Source organism: Pseudomonas gingeri (assembly GCF_013385635.1).
Taxonomy (GTDB): Bacteria; Pseudomonadota; Gammaproteobacteria; order Pseudomonadales; family Pseudomonadaceae; genus Aquipseudomonas; species Aquipseudomonas gingeri_A.
Map to the genome: position 1 here is coordinate 90,670 of NZ_JACAPR010000005.1, position 16,474 is coordinate 107,143.

Genomic DNA, 16,474 nt, shown 5'->3' on the forward strand with positions numbered 1-16,474 from the left:
TTAGACACAGTTACAAGCTGAAAATCCTTGGGTGCCGATTTTATTAGATTTATGCTCATCGAGTCCGGACGTACTGCTGGGGGGCATCCCATACCCCCTTTTGATATATTGGTTCAGAAGCTAATTATCTTGGAAATTACTTCAAGAGCTCAATTCGCTTTCTTCTAAGCTTGAACCAATAACGGATAGCTCAAAGTTGTTAACTTCGGCCATCACATAGGCCAGATGGTGGCTAGTGTCATTGGTAATCCATTGTGGGTGCCCCCCCATACACTCTTTCTTGCTGCATTCTAAAATACGGTTATCACCCCAGCTAAAGGTTTCCCCCATATAGTATCTAGACTCAACAACAGTTTTGGCGAGCCCCCACATTTGTTGACCTTTTCCAGGAAGCTTCATGGAGTGACCGCGAACTATGAAAAAGTGCTTATCGATTGTATATCTGATTTTTCCATTAGCGTGAGGGTTTCGAATGCCTTCGTTACTCGACGGACCTCGTACACCATAGTCACTATAGATGATCCGCAATTTCGGATTGCTTTGACGGATCGCTTGCCATACCAACATTTCTTTGCGTGGAATGATATCTGATGTGTCGGGTTTCTTTACAGCTAGATCAATTGATTTAGGCAGTGAGCATCCTGATACAGCAATGTAGCTGAATGCGTATTTTTCAAGGATAGAAAGAATCGAATCTACCTTATCCAGCATGTCTACAACGGACCAACCGGTCACGTCGCCAAAATCAATTAGGCAAGAGCAGTTGCTTGGTTCAAGTGACAAACCGTCTAAGATAGACTCAATGTTCTCTTCGAAAAACTCTGGCTCTTCGGTGTCCTCTAAGGCTTGAAGATCAAGGCGTATACAGGACTGATGTAAAAGTTCTGGATCTAAGTTTTGTAGTGCCAATCGATAAGCTTGGTTTTCCCAGCGGTCATATCCGATTATTGGACGGATATTAACTCCGAGCGCGGTGAGTCTGCCATAAATATATTGGACGATATGCTCTCCAGACTCTACAGTCGCGTCTGGTTGCCAATGGAAGGCATCGACCATCGATGTTCTGCCTTTCCATACAGCGGCAATCCTATCAGTCACTTCGTTTAGGTACGCTGTGGTCAGATGAGCGCATCCTTCAAAACGCTTTGCTTCAGTAATGTTCTTGCCGATACGTGGGATTTCAAACAAAGGGCAAGTTCGGTCGGCAGTTATCTTGCTCATTTGAGCAACTGCTTTGAATTCGCTATCCATTGCTTTGAGAACAGGTATGTATCGAGGGGTCATTTGAAAACCTCGTAATCAGCTGTGGATAAAAACAACGATTTTACTTGGTGCTGCCCTGTCAAATCTGGAAAGCTACTATAATTTCCAGATTCTTTCCTCAATCTACCGGCAATTATAGCTGGATGGATTCTAAGCTCTCTTGCTAATGCCTCTATGTTTTCTCTATTTGGGGAGATGAAGGCATCACTTCTTCTCCAGATTCCTCTAGGAATAAATGCCTCTCGCGCCAATCGATTGGCTTCCGCCTCACGCCGATCCTCCGACTCTGTATTAAGATCGTCTAAAAAGGCATCTTCATTCCCTACATGCTTCCAAATATGGGCGACCTCATGAAGCAGCGTGAACCAGAAGTTGTCTAGCCTATCGTATCTCAGTGTTAACGCGACAATTGGAGTGCCATCATTATCTTTCAGAGCTGCACCGTCCAATTGGGTGCCTTTAAGGTGAGGCTCAATTACTACTGCTATTCCTTGCCTTTCCAAATACTCTACAGCAAGTAGCGGGCCGCGTTCCGACCAGCTAAGTTGTGCGAGCTCTCTTAAAAAATTGCTGGAAATATTTTCACTGTTGAACGGACCAAGTTTTGGTTTTCTTATACGTGCGGATTGTATTACTCTAGCTAGCCAAGCATAAAGGGAGTATTGGGTTGTTGGAGATTTTGCTTCTCCCGAAAGCGTTCTTCGAAATGCTGCGGCTCCGAACTGTAATCCTGCGTTTGAGATGAAATGTTTAACAATATCTTCAACCGAAGTTTTTGCTTGAAATGAAAAGTTTTGCAGCCATCCCCTACGTGTCATTTCTTTAATTGGAAATTTCGACCAATCTATATCTTGTTTTGTTTGCTCGTTATCAGGGCTTGATAAACCTATAAGAGTTTCTGCAGATATGCCCAGTCCAAGTGATAATGCTCGAATCATTTGAACGGTTAAAGGTCTTTTTCTATTTAAAACTTCTGAAACCCGACTGCTGGTACCGAAGTAGGGAACGAGGTCTGCCTGCTTCAATCCCTTTTCTTGCATGCGAAAGAGAATTGCATCAATTGGATCTGGCGGCTCAACTGGGTACTTACTATTTTCGTAGGCTTCAAGTAGGACAGTGAGTACTTCAAGTCTGTCACTATCAGTAGTGTAAAGGGATGGATTTTTGGCCATCAGTACCTGAACTTCTTCAAGGTATGCTCGGTACTGTTCGTCTGTCCGGATAACCTTAGTGTCCATGGGTGTCTTCGCTAACTTTTAGATCTGTAATAAGGGCTACACCCTGCGGGAAGACGATTAACAGTTGTATCGTTAAGCCGCCATTACATACAGGGAATAAAAACGTACCATTGCCAGTGTTTTTGGCATTTGGGAATTGGCTGCTCACTTCAGTGGGATGCTTCCAGTGAGCGCTCATGACCTCAGACGCCCAGGTTCGCACCCACTTCTCAATTTCGCTGCCGATGCCTTTCAAGCTGGCTAGCTTTTCACGTCCGATGAGTCGCATATTTTTTCTTCCCGATTTGGGAGGATAATGCTCGGATTAGATAAGGCTGTCAATATCCCAATTTGGGAAAACCATCTATGCGTAAGCGCCAGTGCTTTTCCCATGAAGGCTTTCGCGTGATGGTTGGCTCTCTTGGGGGTGGGGCGGAAATCCACAAGGTCGTTTCTCCTTGTTTTGACTGACTATCATTCCCACAAGCTATGGGTCTAGAGCAGACAATTTGATGGTACGTAACGTCCAGATCTTTCCGGCCCTTTTGCAAACCAAATGCGCGGTAACCAGATAGTAGGCCCGTGTGTAGGGGGAGTGCTGGGCTAGATGAATGTCGAAAAACCAGACGAGATGCTTTCGTTGCCAGGTCCAAGGATTGTCTCGTTGCCAGCGATCAGAGATCGCCGCTTGAATGATCTTTGCCTGGCGTATATGACGCTCGCGTGTGGCATGCGATCCGGTCAGGACGGCAGCCAAGAAAAGCTCGATGTCGAATGGCTTACTCACGTCCTACCGCCGATATAAGCTGACACAATGTCGACCCTGCCATGGCCCAGTTCATAGCTGATTTGGGTTCTGGTCTCCTGATCGAGACGCGGGTCGAGCTGGTAGCATCTGCCTCCGTTGATCGGCGCTTGATGGTGGGAGAGTTGCTCATAGCGTTCGCACGCATAGGCCGCCCGCAATTCGTGAAACCCTTTAAGGTTGTGCGTATGGAGGATGTCCCGGGCAGGCCGAACGACGCACTGCCTGAAGTCGCGAAAGCTTTCGTGCGGAGCTAACAGGTTGCGGCTACCGTCGGGCGAGACTTGTTCGGCAAACCTCAGCGCGTCACGAATATGATCATCTACCGTAATCCATCGATGTGCCGACGCACCCGAGCGCCCACCTTTGGTGCCATCCTGGATGTTGATCCTGCCGAATTGGTTTGCCTCACGTTTTAGGCGTACAAGGTCGGCCAAGATAGCCTCTCGCAAGCGCATTCCGGTGGCTCTTGCCAACTGTGTAATAGCGGCGGCACGGGGATGCTGTTCGCGAAGCGCGTCGATAATGCGTATCACCTGTTCACGATCCTGACCTTGCGGTATCGCTGAGCGGACCGTGGTGCGCTGCATTCCCAGCTCTTTGCTCGGACTCGGTACTTTTACATACTGATCACCGCGCAAAAAAAGGGGACAGATTTATTTTCCTAAAAATAAATCTGTCCCCTTTTTTTTCTTTTTTTTCATCCAGGCGGGGCGGCTTTGCAACCCTGCCTGGATGGACCCGTGTGGACAAGCGAATCACTGAAATCCTGCCGGTAAGCGCTTACTTTATTGCGCCCAATTTACCTTTGGCTAAGCGACGTTCTCGCTAGTCCGGTCCGAGAGTTTGTGAGCGATGACGCTGCACTATGGGAGATCGAGGTGCGTGTGAATTATTTTATTACAAATTACCCATAAGTTATGCACAGGCAATGGGCTTGCATAACTTTTGATGGCACATTATCTTGTGTTCTTGGCGTAAAAAAACACTACATGTTGTGTTATTCGCCAACAATCTGTCGTTGGGTTAAGCGTCAAAAATCTGCGAGTGATGGCACGAAGTTGTCGAGACCAGAATGCCATCACTCGCACCGCCCAAAGCCAGAAAACTATGCGTAGCCCAAGGGGGCTTGCATTGAGCCAAATCGTGACTTAACCGTCAATGACTCTCTGCTCGGCGTCCCCCCGATGGCTTGTTTAACTCAAAATCGGGAGGGCCCCCCATGGGACCTAACACCAAAGCTACATCGAATAAGGTTGCTCAACTCGCGTCCGAGACGCTTCGCAACCCAAATGCCTCAGCCATTGCCAAGAGCTTGGCGGCTTCAGCGCTTGCTCAGACGCACACGGATAGGCAAACCGGTGCTGATATGGAGCATAAAGCTGGGCAGGTACTTCAGAGTGAGAAATACAGCGAAGCGACGAAGACACTCGCCGGATCGTTGGTTTCTCAAGCTAACAAAGAACGCTGAGGGACGAACCATGAAAATTGATATGGCCCATGTAAGAACCCGTTCGACTACAGGTGGATGGATTGACTACGCATTGTTTAATGCGAAGTCTACCAACGGCGATAACGACGGTCTCTTGGCCCGGTTAACCGGCAATGCAAGAAACGCAGGTCTAAAAGTCGATCAGTCTGCACTTGTCTATTCCTCGGGAGGGCGTAACCGCTTTTATGGCTCGCGGCATTTGGTCGACCACTTAGCCCGTCATGGCGTGCCAAATTGGACCCATGAAATCGATCTCTGAGATCACAAAGCTACCCCCAGTAAGGGACTTGAGAACCTCAAGGCTCTTACTGGGCAGGGGAAGGTAAGAGTACTGACTTTCCACCTGTCCCCTTTTTTTGTCTGTCCCCTTTTTCTTGGCAGCCGAGAGGCGGTAATGCTCGCATAACCAACTGTACTGGAAGCATTGTGGGTGAGCGAGGTCGATATTCTTGCCAAAGCAGGGCCCGAGTTGGGTCGGGGCGGCGCAACTCGGGGTGGACATGAGCCCAGTCCGGCGTCGGACATTGATCGCCTGGTGCAGGCACTGTCGGCGGAAAAAGGCACCGATTCAGTTCAGCATCGGAAATCGACCATTCTCAAGGCGCGCACGATGTTCCTGGAAAAAGGATGCGATGGTGAGTCGAGGGCACTGCGTGGCGATTACTTCTTGGTGGCGGAGCCGAACACGAAGCCGAGGGCTGATGTTGTAAGTCCATACAGCCATTTTCTGGCTTCATTGAGCTCGGGAGATTCTTGCATGAAGAAGCTGCCGACGATCAGAAGGGCCGAAATGGCAATCACGAAACCGGCAATGTTGGTGGGGGCTGCGCGGTCGGTCGCTCCCCAGAATTTACCCAGCCAACCGAGGTTTTGTTGATTGTGCTGCAGGCGAAAATGCTGTTGGCCGTTGGCGAAAAAAGCATTTTCATCGTTGCCTGAGCCGTTGAGCACCGGTGTAGCGGCTTCAGCGGCAGGATCAATAGGCAGTGAGCCCAGGTTTTTGGTCTGGTTCATCAGACCTGGACCGCCGCCTGACCGTTCTGAGCTTTCTGGGTCGCCTCCTTGAAGTGAGCGGCGATCATCGGGAACGGAATGTCTACACCGCGTACCCCTTTTGCCGCAGACCAGGTCATGTCCCAGGGAGTGCCAGAAGCATGGGTCATTTCGGAGAGTCGAATGCCGGAGTAACGACCATAACTGTTATAGACGTTTTGCAGGAAGGTACGAATATCAGGGTCGGCCGGAACGGCCGCTTCTCTGACGCCCAGGGCGTCATACTCGAATGCCTTGCCCGCGATCTCGCCTGAGCCGAAGCGCTTGAATTCGTGATACAGCGAGGGAATGACGGGGCCGTACTGCCAGGCCTCGACTGCTTCGTTGATCAGCGGTTGGTCGGTGTAGCCGGCGTACCAGCCATGGGCGTAATAAACGAGTTTCTGCAGTTTCATGGGGCTAATGGACTCGCCTCTGGCAGCGGCCAGTTCGAGAAAGTAATTAGCTATCGACTTTGCATTGAACACGTTTTTCCTCCTTCTGCGACCTCGGCAGCCTGGCTACCGGAAGGCCCCGGCCCCTCGCGGATCCAGCCAATACAGCTCCTTCGGAGGCTAGTATGGCACAGCAATTTCGGATCCCATGATAAATAGCTATAGGCTAAACGCAAGGATAAAACTGTATCTATATACAGTTATTTGTGGCTGCCTGATAACAAGCTTTGCTACGTGTCTATGGCTTGCGCAGAAACAACAAAGCCCCTGCATTTCTGCAGGGGCTTCGTCTTATATGGTGCCGGCACCAGGAGTCGAACCCGGGACCTACTGATTACAAGTCAGTTGCTCTACCAACTGAGCTATACCGGCGTGTTAGGGCGACGATTATAGCGATTGGCAGAGTTCTGTAAACCCCTGATATCTGACTATTTTTGCTGAGCTGAGATTCTTTCGTCCGGCCCTTGTCGGCAACCCTGGGCCTGCTCCTCATGGGCCGGGCTTGCCGCGTCGATCACCGCCAGCAGCCGGCGTGCCGTTTCAAGCGCTGTTGGCGGGCCTTCAGGCTCGGGAAAAAACCAGCGTTATGTCGATTGGCTAGAGCGCTTATGCACAAGTGGTTGGTCGCTGGCGGGCCGGGAAAGCGAATTTGTGGACTCGTTCTCATCACGGCGCAACTGCCTGTTTTTTCGGTGCTTTATTTTATGAACAAAAAATGACCAGGCAGGCTTTGACGCTACAGGCTTTGTTTTCCGCGGTTGTCTAGCAAAAGCATCAACAGAGTTATCCACAGGCTGGACATGGCAATGTGACAGTTAGCCGCGTTCCGCCAGGAGCATCAGGTTGCGCGGCGTCAGCGGGCTTTCGCAGAACTGGCCGAGGCGAACGCGGTAACCCTGTGCTTCGAGGAACAGCGCGCGGTCGAGCACCAGCCAGAGTTCCAGCGGGCGGCGGAACAGGCCGCGCAGCAGTTCCAGGTTGCGCACCTCGGCCAGCCGTTGCCAGCCTGCGGCTTCCAGCGCCGTCCAGTCCTGTTCCCCCATTGTGGATAACTCTTTGAGCGCGGCCAGGTCGCGGCAGTAGTCGGCGAAGGGTTTGTCGAGCCAGGCGCTGGGCAGCGACGGGGTGGGCAGGTAGTCGTCGCGCTGGCGCAGTCGGCGTTGCAGCAGGTCGAAGGCCAGGCGGCGGGCCATGGAGGCGTCGCGCTGGCGCCGTACCCGGGCGCCGGCGGTCACGGTTTCGCTCAGGGGCAAGGCGAGGTCGTCCAGCGACAGCCGCAGTGCCGAGGCCTGGGCGGCGGCGGACAAGGCCTGGTAGTGATCGCCGCCGATACGGTTGTAGCAGCACGGGGCGATCGCCAGTTGCCGGCAGCCGGCGTGGCTGGCGAGGTGCATCAGGCGCACATGCAGGTCGCCGCAGGCGTGCAGGGCCACCGGGGTGTGCCGGGCGCTCAGGCGTGAAGCGGCGTCAGCGGCCATGACGTCTTGCCGGAGGTGGCTGGCGGGCAGGTGATGGTGGCGGCTCAGTTGCTCACCGCTGGCGACCAGGGCCGGATCGTATTCCAGGCAGGTCAGTTGCTGGCCCGGTTGCAGCAGGCGGCGGCCGAGATGGCCCTTGCCGGAGCACCAGTCGAGCCAGTGTTCGGGCGAGCGGGTGAAGTCGAGGCGGGCGGCGAAGGCTTCGATCTGCTGCCATTTGCGGCCGGGGACATCGACGTTCAGGCGGTGACTGGCGGGCGGCAATGCGGTTTCGCCGAGGGTTCCGATAGCGCCCAGGGTCCTGGATTCGGCCGCGAGCGCAGGAAAGGGCGCCGGGGCGGCAAGCTGCTCCGGGTGGTTGTGGCTGGTTTCGGCGTCGTCGAGGCTGCGTTGGCGTAGCCAGGTGGCGAGTTCCGGATGTCGGCGTTCCCACGGCAGGTGCAGATGGGTGAAGGGGCGCGGGCGCCAGAGCGGTTGGTGTGCCGTCAGGAACGCATCCAGGGCCTTGAAGCGGGTGTGCAGGGCAGGGCCTTGGAGGATCGAGGGCATGCTGCGGCTCCGGGTATTTAAGCGCCAATGCAAAGCAGTCACGGGACCTGTAGGAGCCAGCTCGCTGACGATGGCGGCGGTGAATGTTACAGCGCAATCGCCAGCAAGCCGGCTCCTACAGTGGATCGCGTTCGGGCTTCAATTGGCGGGGGATTTTAAGTCCCCCGCGCCGGGCAAGTCACCGCCCCTGGCAGGCATCGACCCGCATCCAGCGTTCCAGCTGCTTGAACGCCTGCACCAGCAGGAACGAGATCACCAGGTAGAACACCCCGGCGGTGAAGAACATGTCCACCGTCAGGTAGTTGCGCGCAATGATGGTCCGGGTCATGCCGGTCAGTTCCAGCAGGGTCACGGTACTCGCCAGGGAACTGGCCTTGAGCATCAGGATCACTTCGTTGCTGTAGGCCGGCAGGCCGATCCGCGCGGCGCGGGGCAGGATGATGTAGAACAGCGCCTTGGGCCGCGACATGCCCAGCGCGCGGGCCGCTTCGATCTCGCCCGGCGGGATGGCCTGGATGGCCCCACGCAGGATTTCGGCGATATACGCGGTGGTGTGCAGGGTCATGGTCGCCGCCGCGCACCAGAACGGATCGCGCAGGTAGGGCCACATGGCGCTGGTGCGGATCGACTCGAACTGCGCCAGGCCGTAGTACACCAGGAACAGCTGGACCAGCAGCGGCGTACCCCGGAAGAAGAAGATGTAGCCGTAGGGCAGCGCCCGCACGAACCACAGCTTCGAGGCCCGGGCGATGCCCAGCGGCACGGCCAGGATCAACCCCAGCACCACGGCGATGCCCACCAGTTCCAGGGTCAGCAGCGCACCCTGGAAGAACTTCGGCAGCCATTTGATGATGACTTCCCATTCCATTATGTGGTCCTCACAAAACCGCGCGCGGCGCGTTTTTCCAGGAAGTGCATGCCGATCATGGCGAGGATGGTCAGGCCCAGGTACATGAAGGCCGCCACCAGGTAGAAGGTGAAGGGCAGCTTGGTGAACTGCACGGCGTTCTGTGCCTGGCGCATGATTTCTTCCAGGCTGATGACCGAGACCAGGGCGGTGTCCTTCATCAGGATCATGAACAGGTTGCCCAGCCCCGGCAGGGCGATACGCCACATCTGCGGCAGAATCAGCCGGCTGAAGATGCGCACCTTGGACATGCCCAGCGCGACTCCCGCTTCGCGGTGACCCTTGGGGATCGCCAGGATCGCGCCGCGAAACACTTCCGTGGCGTAGGCGCCAAAGCACAGCCCCAGGGCAATCACCCCGGCGGCGAACGGGTTCAAGGCCAGTTCGGGGTTGCCGAAGATATCGCCCAGGGCACTCATCAGGTTGACGGTGCCGTAGTACATCAGCAGCACCCAGAGCAGTTCCGGCACGCCACGGACCAGGGTCGAATAGGTGCCCCCCAGCCATTGCAGCGGTTTGTACGGTGAAGTCTTGGCCAATGCACCGAGCAGCCCGAGCACCAGTCCCAGGCACAGGGCACAGAGCGCAAGCTTGACGGTCATCAGCGCGCCGGCGGCAAGCGCCGGGCCGAATCCGAAGAGATCAATATTCATGGGCAAGGCAGGCTTTGCTTGGGGACGACCGGCACCTTGCGTCGAGGTGCCGGCCATCGGGGCAGGATCAGAGGATGCTGAACGGGAAGTACTTGTCGTTGATCTTCTTGTAAGTACCGTCGGCGATGATTTCCTTCAGCGCGGCGTTCAGTTTTTCGCGAATCGGGTCTTTCTTGCGCACGGCGATGCCGATCTTGTCGCTTTCTTCCACCGGGTCGCCCTTGAACTCGTAAGACTTGCCGGCGTCGCTCTTGAGCCACTCATAGTTGACGTACTTGTCGGCGAGAATGCCGTCCAGGCGACCGGCCTGCAGGTCGAGGTAGGCGTTTTCCTGGGTGTCGTACAGCTTGATGCTGATGTCGTCACCGAAGTGGTCTTCGAGGAAGGTGCCGGCCAGGGTCGCACGCTGGGCGCCGATCACTTTGCCTTTCAGCGAGGCCTTGTCGGTCTTGAAGTCGACGTTTTTCGGCGCGATGAATTGCAGCTTGTTGGAGTAGTACGGGTCGGTGAAGTCCACGGCCTGCTTGCGGTCGGCGGTGATCGACATCGAAGAAATCAGGAAGTCGAACTTCTTGGTGTTCAGGGCCGGAATGATCCCGTCCCAGTCGGAAGTGACCACGGTGCATTCGACCTTCATCTTGGCGCACAGGGCATCGCCTATGTCCTTGTCGAAGCCGACGACATTACCGCTGGCGTCCTTGTTGTTGAACGGCGGGTAGGCCGCCTCGATGCCCATTTTCAGGGTCTCGGCGAAGGCGCTGGCGCTGAAGGCCATGGAGACGGCAGCGGCCAGGAGGATTTTCTTGTAGGTCTGCATGCGTGTTGCTCCGTTAGCGGTTGCTGGACATGAATTGTTTGCAGCGTGCCGAAAGCGGGTTCTCGAAAACCTGCTGTGGCGTTCCTTGCTCTTCGACCAGGCCCTGGTGCAGGAACACCACTTCACTGGAGACCTGGCGGGCGAAGCCCATTTCATGGGTGACCAGCAGCATGGTGCGGCCTTCTTCGGCCAGGGCGCGGATCACGTTGAGGACTTCCTGGACCATCTCCGGGTCGAGGGCCGAGGTCGGCTCGTCGAACAGGATGACCTTGGGCTGCATGGCCAGCGTGCGGGCGATGGCCGCGCGTTGTTGCTGGCCACCGGAAAGCTGGGCGGGGTAGGCGTGGCGCTTGTCGGCGATACCGACCTTGGCCAGCAGCGCCTCGGCGACTTCTATGGCTTCGGCTTTGCTCTGGCCGAGTACCCGGCGCGGGGCCTCGATGATGTTGTCGAGGATGCTCATGTGCGGCCAGAGGTTGAAGTTCTGGAACACGAAGCCGATTTCGCTGCGCAGGCGATTGATCTGCCGGCCGTCGGCGGCCACCAGTTCGCCGTTCTTCGCGGACTTGAGCTTGAGTTCTTCACCGTTGACCAGGATCTGGCCCTGGTGCGGATTTTCCAGCAGGTTGATGCAACGAAGGAACGTGGACTTGCCGGAACCGGAGGAACCGAGGATCGAGATCACATCACCGTCGCGGGCGGTCAGCGAGATCCCCTTGAGTACCTCTAGCTCTCCGTAGCGTTTGTGCAAGTTGCGGATTTCCAGCGCGGGCGTGGCCTCAGCCATGTGCGTTCCTCATTGTTCTGTTGCGCTCCTGCTGTTGGCGGCCTTCCTGGCGAGCGCCAAGCTAGCATAGGGTTCGGACGGGGGAGGGCGGTGCGGTGGCAGGTTGTCGCATCGGCACAGCTGACTGTCGCCCCATCAACAACCGAACCTCCGTTTGACCCGCCTTCAGCCCGGCAGTCGCGTCAAAAAGGGCGCGATGTTGCCAGCTTTGGCCGAGGGTTGGAAGGGTAAACCGGCTTAACGGGCATTGGCTTGCCCCTTAATGGGGCGAGACGATGGTTTTTGCCTGTTCCCGGTGCGTGTCGAGAGATCGGGATCTGGGTGGCTCGGTAACGTTCTGGCGAATTGCCATTAATCTCAATGACTTATGATTTATCTTCGGACGGGCACATGGGCCCCGGCAGCCGGGAGCCTGTAACATTTTGGCGCAAATTTTGCGTAAAAAATAAAATACGCCCCCGTTGAGTTCTTCTTACAAGGTTGCCAGTGACGCGGGGTGGAATGAATAGCTCTTCATTGCATAGGTAGTCCTCAATGAGTGGTACGCACACTTCCAACAATCTGGAGCAGGGGCTCAAGCCCCGGCATGTGACGATGTTGTCGATTGCCGGGGTGATCGGTGCCGGGCTGTTCGTCGGCTCCGGGCACGCCATTGCCGAGGCCGGTCCCGCGGTGCTGCTGGCGTATGCCGCAGCCGGTACGCTGGTGGTCCTGGTGATGCGCATGCTGGCCGAAATGGCCGTGGCTTCGCCGGATACCGGTTCCTTCTCGACTTACGCCGACCGTGCCATCGGGCACTGGGCCGGTTTCACCATCGGCTGGCTGTACTGGTGGTTCTGGGTGCTGGTGATCCCGCTGGAGGCCAACGCCGCCGCGACCATCCTCCATGCCTGGTTCCCTGGCGTGGCGATCTGGGCCTTTACCCTGATCATCACTTTGCTGCTGACCGCGACCAACCTGTTCAGCGTGAAGAACTACGGCGAGTTCGAGTTCTGGTTCGCGCTGATCAAGGTGATCGCCATCATCGGTTTCGTGGTGCTCGGTCTGCTGGCGATCTTCGGCCTGCTGCCGACCAGCCAGGTCAGCGGGGTATCGCATCTGGTGGATACCGTGGGCTTCATGCCGAACGGCATGGGCGCGGTGCTGGCGGCGATGCTGACCACCATGTTCTCGTTCATGGGGACCGAGATCGTGACCATTGCCGCCGCCGAGTCGAAAGATCCGGGCAAGCAGATTTCCAAGGCCACCAACTCGGTGATCTGGCGGATCGGCCTGTTCTACCTGGTGTCGATCTTTATCGTGGTGTCGCTGGTGCCGTGGAATGATCCGACCCTGGCGGCTGTCGGTTCCTACCAGACCGTGCTGGACCGCATGGGTATTCCGAACGCCAAGCTGATCGTCGACCTGGTGGTGCTGGTGGCCGTGACCAGTTGCCTGAACTCGGCGCTGTACACCGCTTCGCGGATGCTTTTCTCCCTGGGCAAGCGCGGTGATGCGCCGGCGGTATCCAAGCGCACCAATGCCAGCGGTACGCCTTACTGGGCGGTGATGCTGTCGACGGCGGCGGCGTTCCTGGCGGTCTTCGCCAACTACGTCGCGCCGGCGGCGGTGTTCGAATTCCTGCTGGCCAGCTCTGGCGCCATTGCGTTGCTGGTGTACCTGGTGATCGCGGTCTCGCAACTGCGCATGCGCCGTCAGCGCATGGCGAAAGGCGAGAAGATCGACTTCAAGATGTGGCTGTTCCCGGGCCTGACCTGGGCGGTGATCGGGTTTATCGTCGTGGTGCTGACGGTGATGCTGTTCCAGGAAGCCCACCGCGTCGAGATCCTCGCCACGGGCTTGCTCAGCGTGCTGGTGGTCGCGGCCGGCCTGCTGGTGGCCCGTCGTCGGCGGCTTGAGAAGGCCGGGAAGGTGGTGTTGAACTGACGGTCTGGTTTGTCTGGAGGCCTTTATCGATCGTGAAGGCCTCATCGCCGGCAAGCCGGCTCCCATAGTTTGATGTGCGACGCGAACCTTGTGGGAGTCGGCTTGCCGGCGATGGTCGCGAACGATGACACGGGGTATCCGATACCCCGCGTTGCTAGTCGGCGGCTTTCTGCAGGGCTTGCGAGGCGGCGACATAGTCGGCCTGGAAGGCCGGGCTCTCGATCCAGGCCAGTGCGGCTTCCTCGCTGGCCTCGGTGGCCCACTGGCGGTATTCGATCAGGGCGGACAGGATGAAGTCCGTCGCCTCTTCCTCGCCTTCCTGCTCCAGGACCAGCTCCAGCAGCGGGTCTTCCAGGAAGACGCTGCACATGGCCTGCTGGCTGGTGGTTTCGGCGTTGCGCATTCTCTTGAAGAGATCGGTCAGGTCGACCGATTCGAAATCGATCCGGTCATCGTCCACCGGCAGCGACTCGGCCGGCTCGGCGCGACGGGTACGGTTCTGCTTGGCCTTGGCTTTCGCCCGTTGCGCGCGTTTGTCTTGCTTGTTCTGGGATGCCATGGGCTCTGCTGCTTTCGGAAAGAGGTCAGTGGGGAATTATCCCTGTGAACCATTGCAATGCCAAAGCGCATTTTTTCTCGGGCGCTGAGGGTGCGGTTCAATTCGTGACGCAGCGCGTCACACTTCAGCGCTGAATGACCTGCCCTGGCGTCTGTGCCCCCAGTTCCCCTTTTCTTAACCAGTGCAACGCAATCGGCCAAAGCTTTTCCTGATACTGGCTACGGAAGAACGCGAAATGCCCCACCTCGGTTTCGGCGATCTCTTCAGGGGCGATTCGCAGGTGGGTGCGTTCGCTGCTCGTGAAGTAGCGCAGGAGCCGCTCTATGGCCGCTACCGTGCCGAAAGGATCGTCTGTAAGGCTGATGGCGAGGATTTTCGCCTGTACGCGGGAGAACGGCAGGGTGGCGAGCTTTCGTGCGCTGGGGCGCTTCTCGTAGCCTGCTGTCGGGGTGCTCCAGTCTTTCACCACGCCGGCCGGGGTGTCTTCCAGCCAGCCGAGGCGCTTGCCGGGGAAATAGCCGTAGAGGCGGGTCAGCAGCGGCATCACCAGGTGCCACTTGGCGAACATCTTCCAGCGCGAGGCGGGTGCATAGTCGCGCCAGTAGGCGAACTGCGCGCCGACGGTGACCAGATGCCGGATCAGGTGGCCTGACGTCGCCAGTCCGGCGCCGCAGCCGCCGAAGCTGTGGGCGACGACATCGATCGGCTGGCCGGGGAATTCGCGACTGGCCCGCAGCAGCATCGATTCGAAATCCAGCGCGCCCCAATCGGTCCACGACGCTTGCAGCCCGCGCATCGATGCGGGGCGCGACTCACCGATGCCGCGATAGTCGTAGGTGATCACATCGAAGTCATTGGCGAACAGGTAGTCGGCAAAGCGCGAGTAGTAGCGGCAGCGCAACGAGGTGGCGGCGCTGATGATGACTACCGGGCGCCCGGCCCTGATCTCGCCGTGACGCCAGCTGAAACCACCCAGTACGAAGCCATCGACCGCGGCCTCGATAAAGGGCACGGCAATGCAGTCGGCGGGCGAAAGGGCGGAGGGGCACTCGGAGGTGGTCATTGAGCAGGTTCCTTGCGTTTGCAGCGAGGCTTGCGGGAGGGCCTCGTCACCGCTTTTGTCAGAACCCGACGCTATCAAATTCCAGGCAATAAAAAACCCGCACTGGGCGGGTTTTTCAGTTTTCAGATGACGTTGACACCACCTGAAAGTAATGAGTGGTGCGACGTAAACTCACAAGGAGCTTGGCGGGAAAGTCATCGATGACGGGTTGATTGGAGCAATGTTGTAGCGCTCAGGCTGAACGGCTCCAGATTTCACAAGGCGATCATAACGATCGTTGATCGCTGAAAGGCGTTCAGATCTCTCTCCCGAACGGATTACCGACTCGCGCTCGAGCGCCTCAGCTGTACGGTTTGCAAGCGTCGTCATGGCATCCTCCCTTGCTGGTTATGTGTAGTGAAGCATGAAAGCAGATCGTTGACGTTCTGCATGCTCTGCGATCAATTCTGAATAAACGCGCAGATTCTGCCTGAGTTCTTGATCATCAGTATAGTCTTCGATCTTTAGCTTCAGACCACCGGTTAGCGTGTTGATTCCGATCATTCTGCCGTGCGAGTGCCAACGGTTGTTATCGCTGAGATCTTTTGCGATCTGCTCGGCACGGGCCTCTTTTTCGGTTTCGGACACGGCCGTACCCGGGTTGGTACAACCATGAACTGTCCAGTCTTTGAATTTGTATTTCACAAGCCAGAGCTTTAGCAGGCTGACGGAGAGGTCCCTGGCTTGTTCATAACGACGCAGAGTAGCCAGATCCAGGCGCTGTAGCATCATGAACTCTGCATCTGTGAGGCTACCAGCTGCAGATTTTTCGATAAGTTGATTCACCTTGTCGATGTAACCGAGAGCAGGGACGAGCTGCCCATCTGCCAAGGGAACCTGCGGGTCAATGGGGCCGAGCGAGGAGGTGTAGTCCATGAAAATCTTATCGCCGGACATACAAAAAATGGTACCAGCGGACATTGCGGCCGTAGGAACCACGAAAAAAACTTCATCAAAATGATGTCGAGTTACCTCGACCATTTTTTCAACCGCTTCAACCACCCCGCCTGGCGTAGCTATGACGATGCAGATTCGGTTCGGATTTTCTGTATCTGCGCGATGCTGAACTAGCTCTTCTATCGCATTCACGTACGCGCTTTGAACTGCGGGATGTATTGGGCCTGAATATGCCAGCAACGAACATCCGAAGTGCTTTGCAATAAGTCCCCGGTAATGAGTCAAAGCAATGAGAATGTGATTATCAAGACTAGGCATATTTGATTCCTGAGTTCTCTCAACTCGACGGTGCAAGTGACTTTTACTAATGCCACCTTAGCTGGCAATTTGAGGTCATGCCATTTTGCCGCTGTGCTACGCAACACTACCCCGTACCGGGGTAGCGACAGAGAACGCTGTTTCTAGTTACCGTCGCGGTACTCTTGTGGAAGATCTCCGAGTGTGCGCATTGGCGCTGAACGAGCCCCATGAAAGA

17 protein-coding genes, 1 tRNA gene and 2 pseudogenes are annotated in these 16,474 nt (G+C 56.4%); 3 read left to right on the top strand and 17 right to left on the bottom strand.

From position 1 onward, the window contains the following. Window positions 1-141: 141 nt before the first annotated feature. The 4 genes and pseudogenes from HX851_RS04295 to HX851_RS04310 all read right to left on the bottom strand — a co-directional run. A complete protein-coding gene (locus tag HX851_RS04295; RefSeq protein WP_112196101.1) occupies window positions 142-1,284 on the bottom strand; it encodes a beta family protein in 1,143 nt (380 codons plus the stop codon). Beyond that, window positions 1,281-2,501, bottom strand: coding sequence for an ImmA/IrrE family metallo-endopeptidase (locus HX851_RS04300; protein ID WP_177065144.1), 1,221 nt, complete (start codon window positions 2,499-2,501; stop codon window positions 1,281-1,283). Before HX851_RS04300 ends, HX851_RS04295 begins: the two co-directional genes overlap by 4 nt. Then, entirely contained in the window at window positions 2,491-2,769 is a 279-nt protein-coding gene (locus tag HX851_RS04305; RefSeq protein ID WP_058418254.1) for a type II toxin-antitoxin system HigB family toxin, read from the bottom strand. Before HX851_RS04305 ends, HX851_RS04300 begins: the two co-directional genes overlap by 11 nt. Window positions 2,770-3,263: 494 nt before the next feature. Continuing rightward, window positions 3,264-3,926 (bottom strand): annotated as a pseudogene (locus HX851_RS04310) (integrase domain-containing protein); the annotation flags it as partial. 581 nt (window positions 3,927-4,507) lie between these two features. Here HX851_RS04310 and HX851_RS04315 point away from each other — a divergent pair. Next, window positions 4,508-4,756, top strand: a complete 249-nt coding sequence (locus tag HX851_RS04315; RefSeq protein ID WP_017127006.1) for a hypothetical protein — start codon at window positions 4,508-4,510, stop codon at window positions 4,754-4,756. Between the two features lie 10 nt (window positions 4,757-4,766). Next, complete coding sequence (locus HX851_RS04320) at window positions 4,767-5,036, top strand: hypothetical protein (protein WP_083875371.1); 270 nt, start codon at window positions 4,767-4,769, stop codon at window positions 5,034-5,036. A gap of 114 nt (window positions 5,037-5,150) precedes the next feature. On the opposite strand, the pseudogene HX851_RS04325 reads toward HX851_RS04320, so the two are convergent. The 9 genes and pseudogenes from HX851_RS04325 to HX851_RS04365 all read right to left on the bottom strand — a co-directional run. Then, window positions 5,151-5,367 (bottom strand): annotated as a pseudogene (locus tag HX851_RS04325) (IS21 family transposase); the annotation flags it as partial. A gap of 70 nt (window positions 5,368-5,437) precedes the next feature. Beyond that, the gene (locus tag HX851_RS04330) at window positions 5,438-5,791 is read right to left on the bottom strand and encodes a hypothetical protein (RefSeq protein ID WP_017127004.1); all 354 of its coding nucleotides are present in this window, start codon (window positions 5,789-5,791) and stop codon (window positions 5,438-5,440) included. Further along, window positions 5,791-6,297, bottom strand: coding sequence for a Panacea domain-containing protein (locus tag HX851_RS04335; RefSeq protein ID WP_017127003.1), 507 nt, complete (start codon window positions 6,295-6,297; stop codon window positions 5,791-5,793). The genes HX851_RS04330 and HX851_RS04335 overlap by 1 nt, the downstream gene beginning before the upstream one ends. Before the next feature lie 263 nt (window positions 6,298-6,560). Next, window positions 6,561-6,636, bottom strand: a tRNA-Thr gene (locus HX851_RS04340). Between the two features lie 443 nt (window positions 6,637-7,079). Next, window positions 7,080-8,291, bottom strand: coding sequence for a methyltransferase (locus HX851_RS04345; protein ID WP_177065145.1), 1,212 nt, complete (start codon window positions 8,289-8,291; stop codon window positions 7,080-7,082). Between the two features lie 178 nt (window positions 8,292-8,469). Then, the gene (locus HX851_RS04350) at window positions 8,470-9,159 is read right to left on the bottom strand and encodes an ABC transporter permease (protein WP_177058151.1); all 690 of its coding nucleotides are present in this window, start codon (window positions 9,157-9,159) and stop codon (window positions 8,470-8,472) included. Next, window positions 9,159-9,851 carry an ABC transporter permease gene (locus HX851_RS04355; RefSeq protein WP_177058150.1) on the bottom strand — a complete coding sequence of 231 codons (693 nt, stop codon included), beginning with the start codon at window positions 9,849-9,851 and terminating at the stop codon, window positions 9,159-9,161. Before HX851_RS04355 ends, HX851_RS04350 begins: the two co-directional genes overlap by 1 nt. Window positions 9,852-9,918: 67 nt before the next feature. Further along, window positions 9,919-10,668 carry an ABC transporter substrate-binding protein gene (locus HX851_RS04360; protein WP_177058149.1) on the bottom strand — a complete coding sequence of 250 codons (750 nt, stop codon included), beginning with the start codon at window positions 10,666-10,668 and terminating at the stop codon, window positions 9,919-9,921. Window positions 10,669-10,681: 13 nt separating this feature from the next. Continuing rightward, window positions 10,682-11,455, bottom strand: coding sequence for an ABC transporter ATP-binding protein (locus tag HX851_RS04365; protein WP_177058148.1), 774 nt, complete (start codon window positions 11,453-11,455; stop codon window positions 10,682-10,684). Window positions 11,456-11,989: 534 nt separating this feature from the next. Here HX851_RS04365 and gabP point away from each other — a divergent pair. Beyond that, window positions 11,990-13,381 carry a GABA permease gene (gabP, locus tag HX851_RS04370; protein ID WP_177065146.1) on the top strand — a complete coding sequence of 464 codons (1,392 nt, stop codon included), beginning with the start codon at window positions 11,990-11,992 and terminating at the stop codon, window positions 13,379-13,381. Between the two features lie 154 nt (window positions 13,382-13,535). Here gabP and HX851_RS04375 read toward each other — a convergent pair whose 3' ends face one another. The 4 genes from HX851_RS04375 to HX851_RS04390 form a co-directional block, all read right to left on the bottom strand. Further along, window positions 13,536-13,940 carry a hypothetical protein gene (locus HX851_RS04375; RefSeq protein WP_177058146.1) on the bottom strand — a complete coding sequence of 135 codons (405 nt, stop codon included), beginning with the start codon at window positions 13,938-13,940 and terminating at the stop codon, window positions 13,536-13,538. A 124-nt stretch (window positions 13,941-14,064) separates the two neighbouring features. After that, entirely contained in the window at window positions 14,065-15,003 is a 939-nt protein-coding gene (locus HX851_RS04380) for an alpha/beta hydrolase family protein (protein ID WP_177065147.1), read from the bottom strand. Between the two features lie 171 nt (window positions 15,004-15,174). After that, a complete protein-coding gene (locus HX851_RS04385) occupies window positions 15,175-15,372 on the bottom strand; it encodes a hypothetical protein (protein ID WP_177065148.1) in 198 nt (65 codons plus the stop codon). Window positions 15,373-15,390: 18 nt separating this feature from the next. After that, on the bottom strand, window positions 15,391-16,257 hold the full coding sequence (locus HX851_RS04390) for an SDH family Clp fold serine proteinase (protein ID WP_177065149.1): 867 nt from the start codon (window positions 16,255-16,257) through the stop codon (window positions 15,391-15,393). Between the last annotated feature and the right edge of the window lie 217 nt (window positions 16,258-16,474).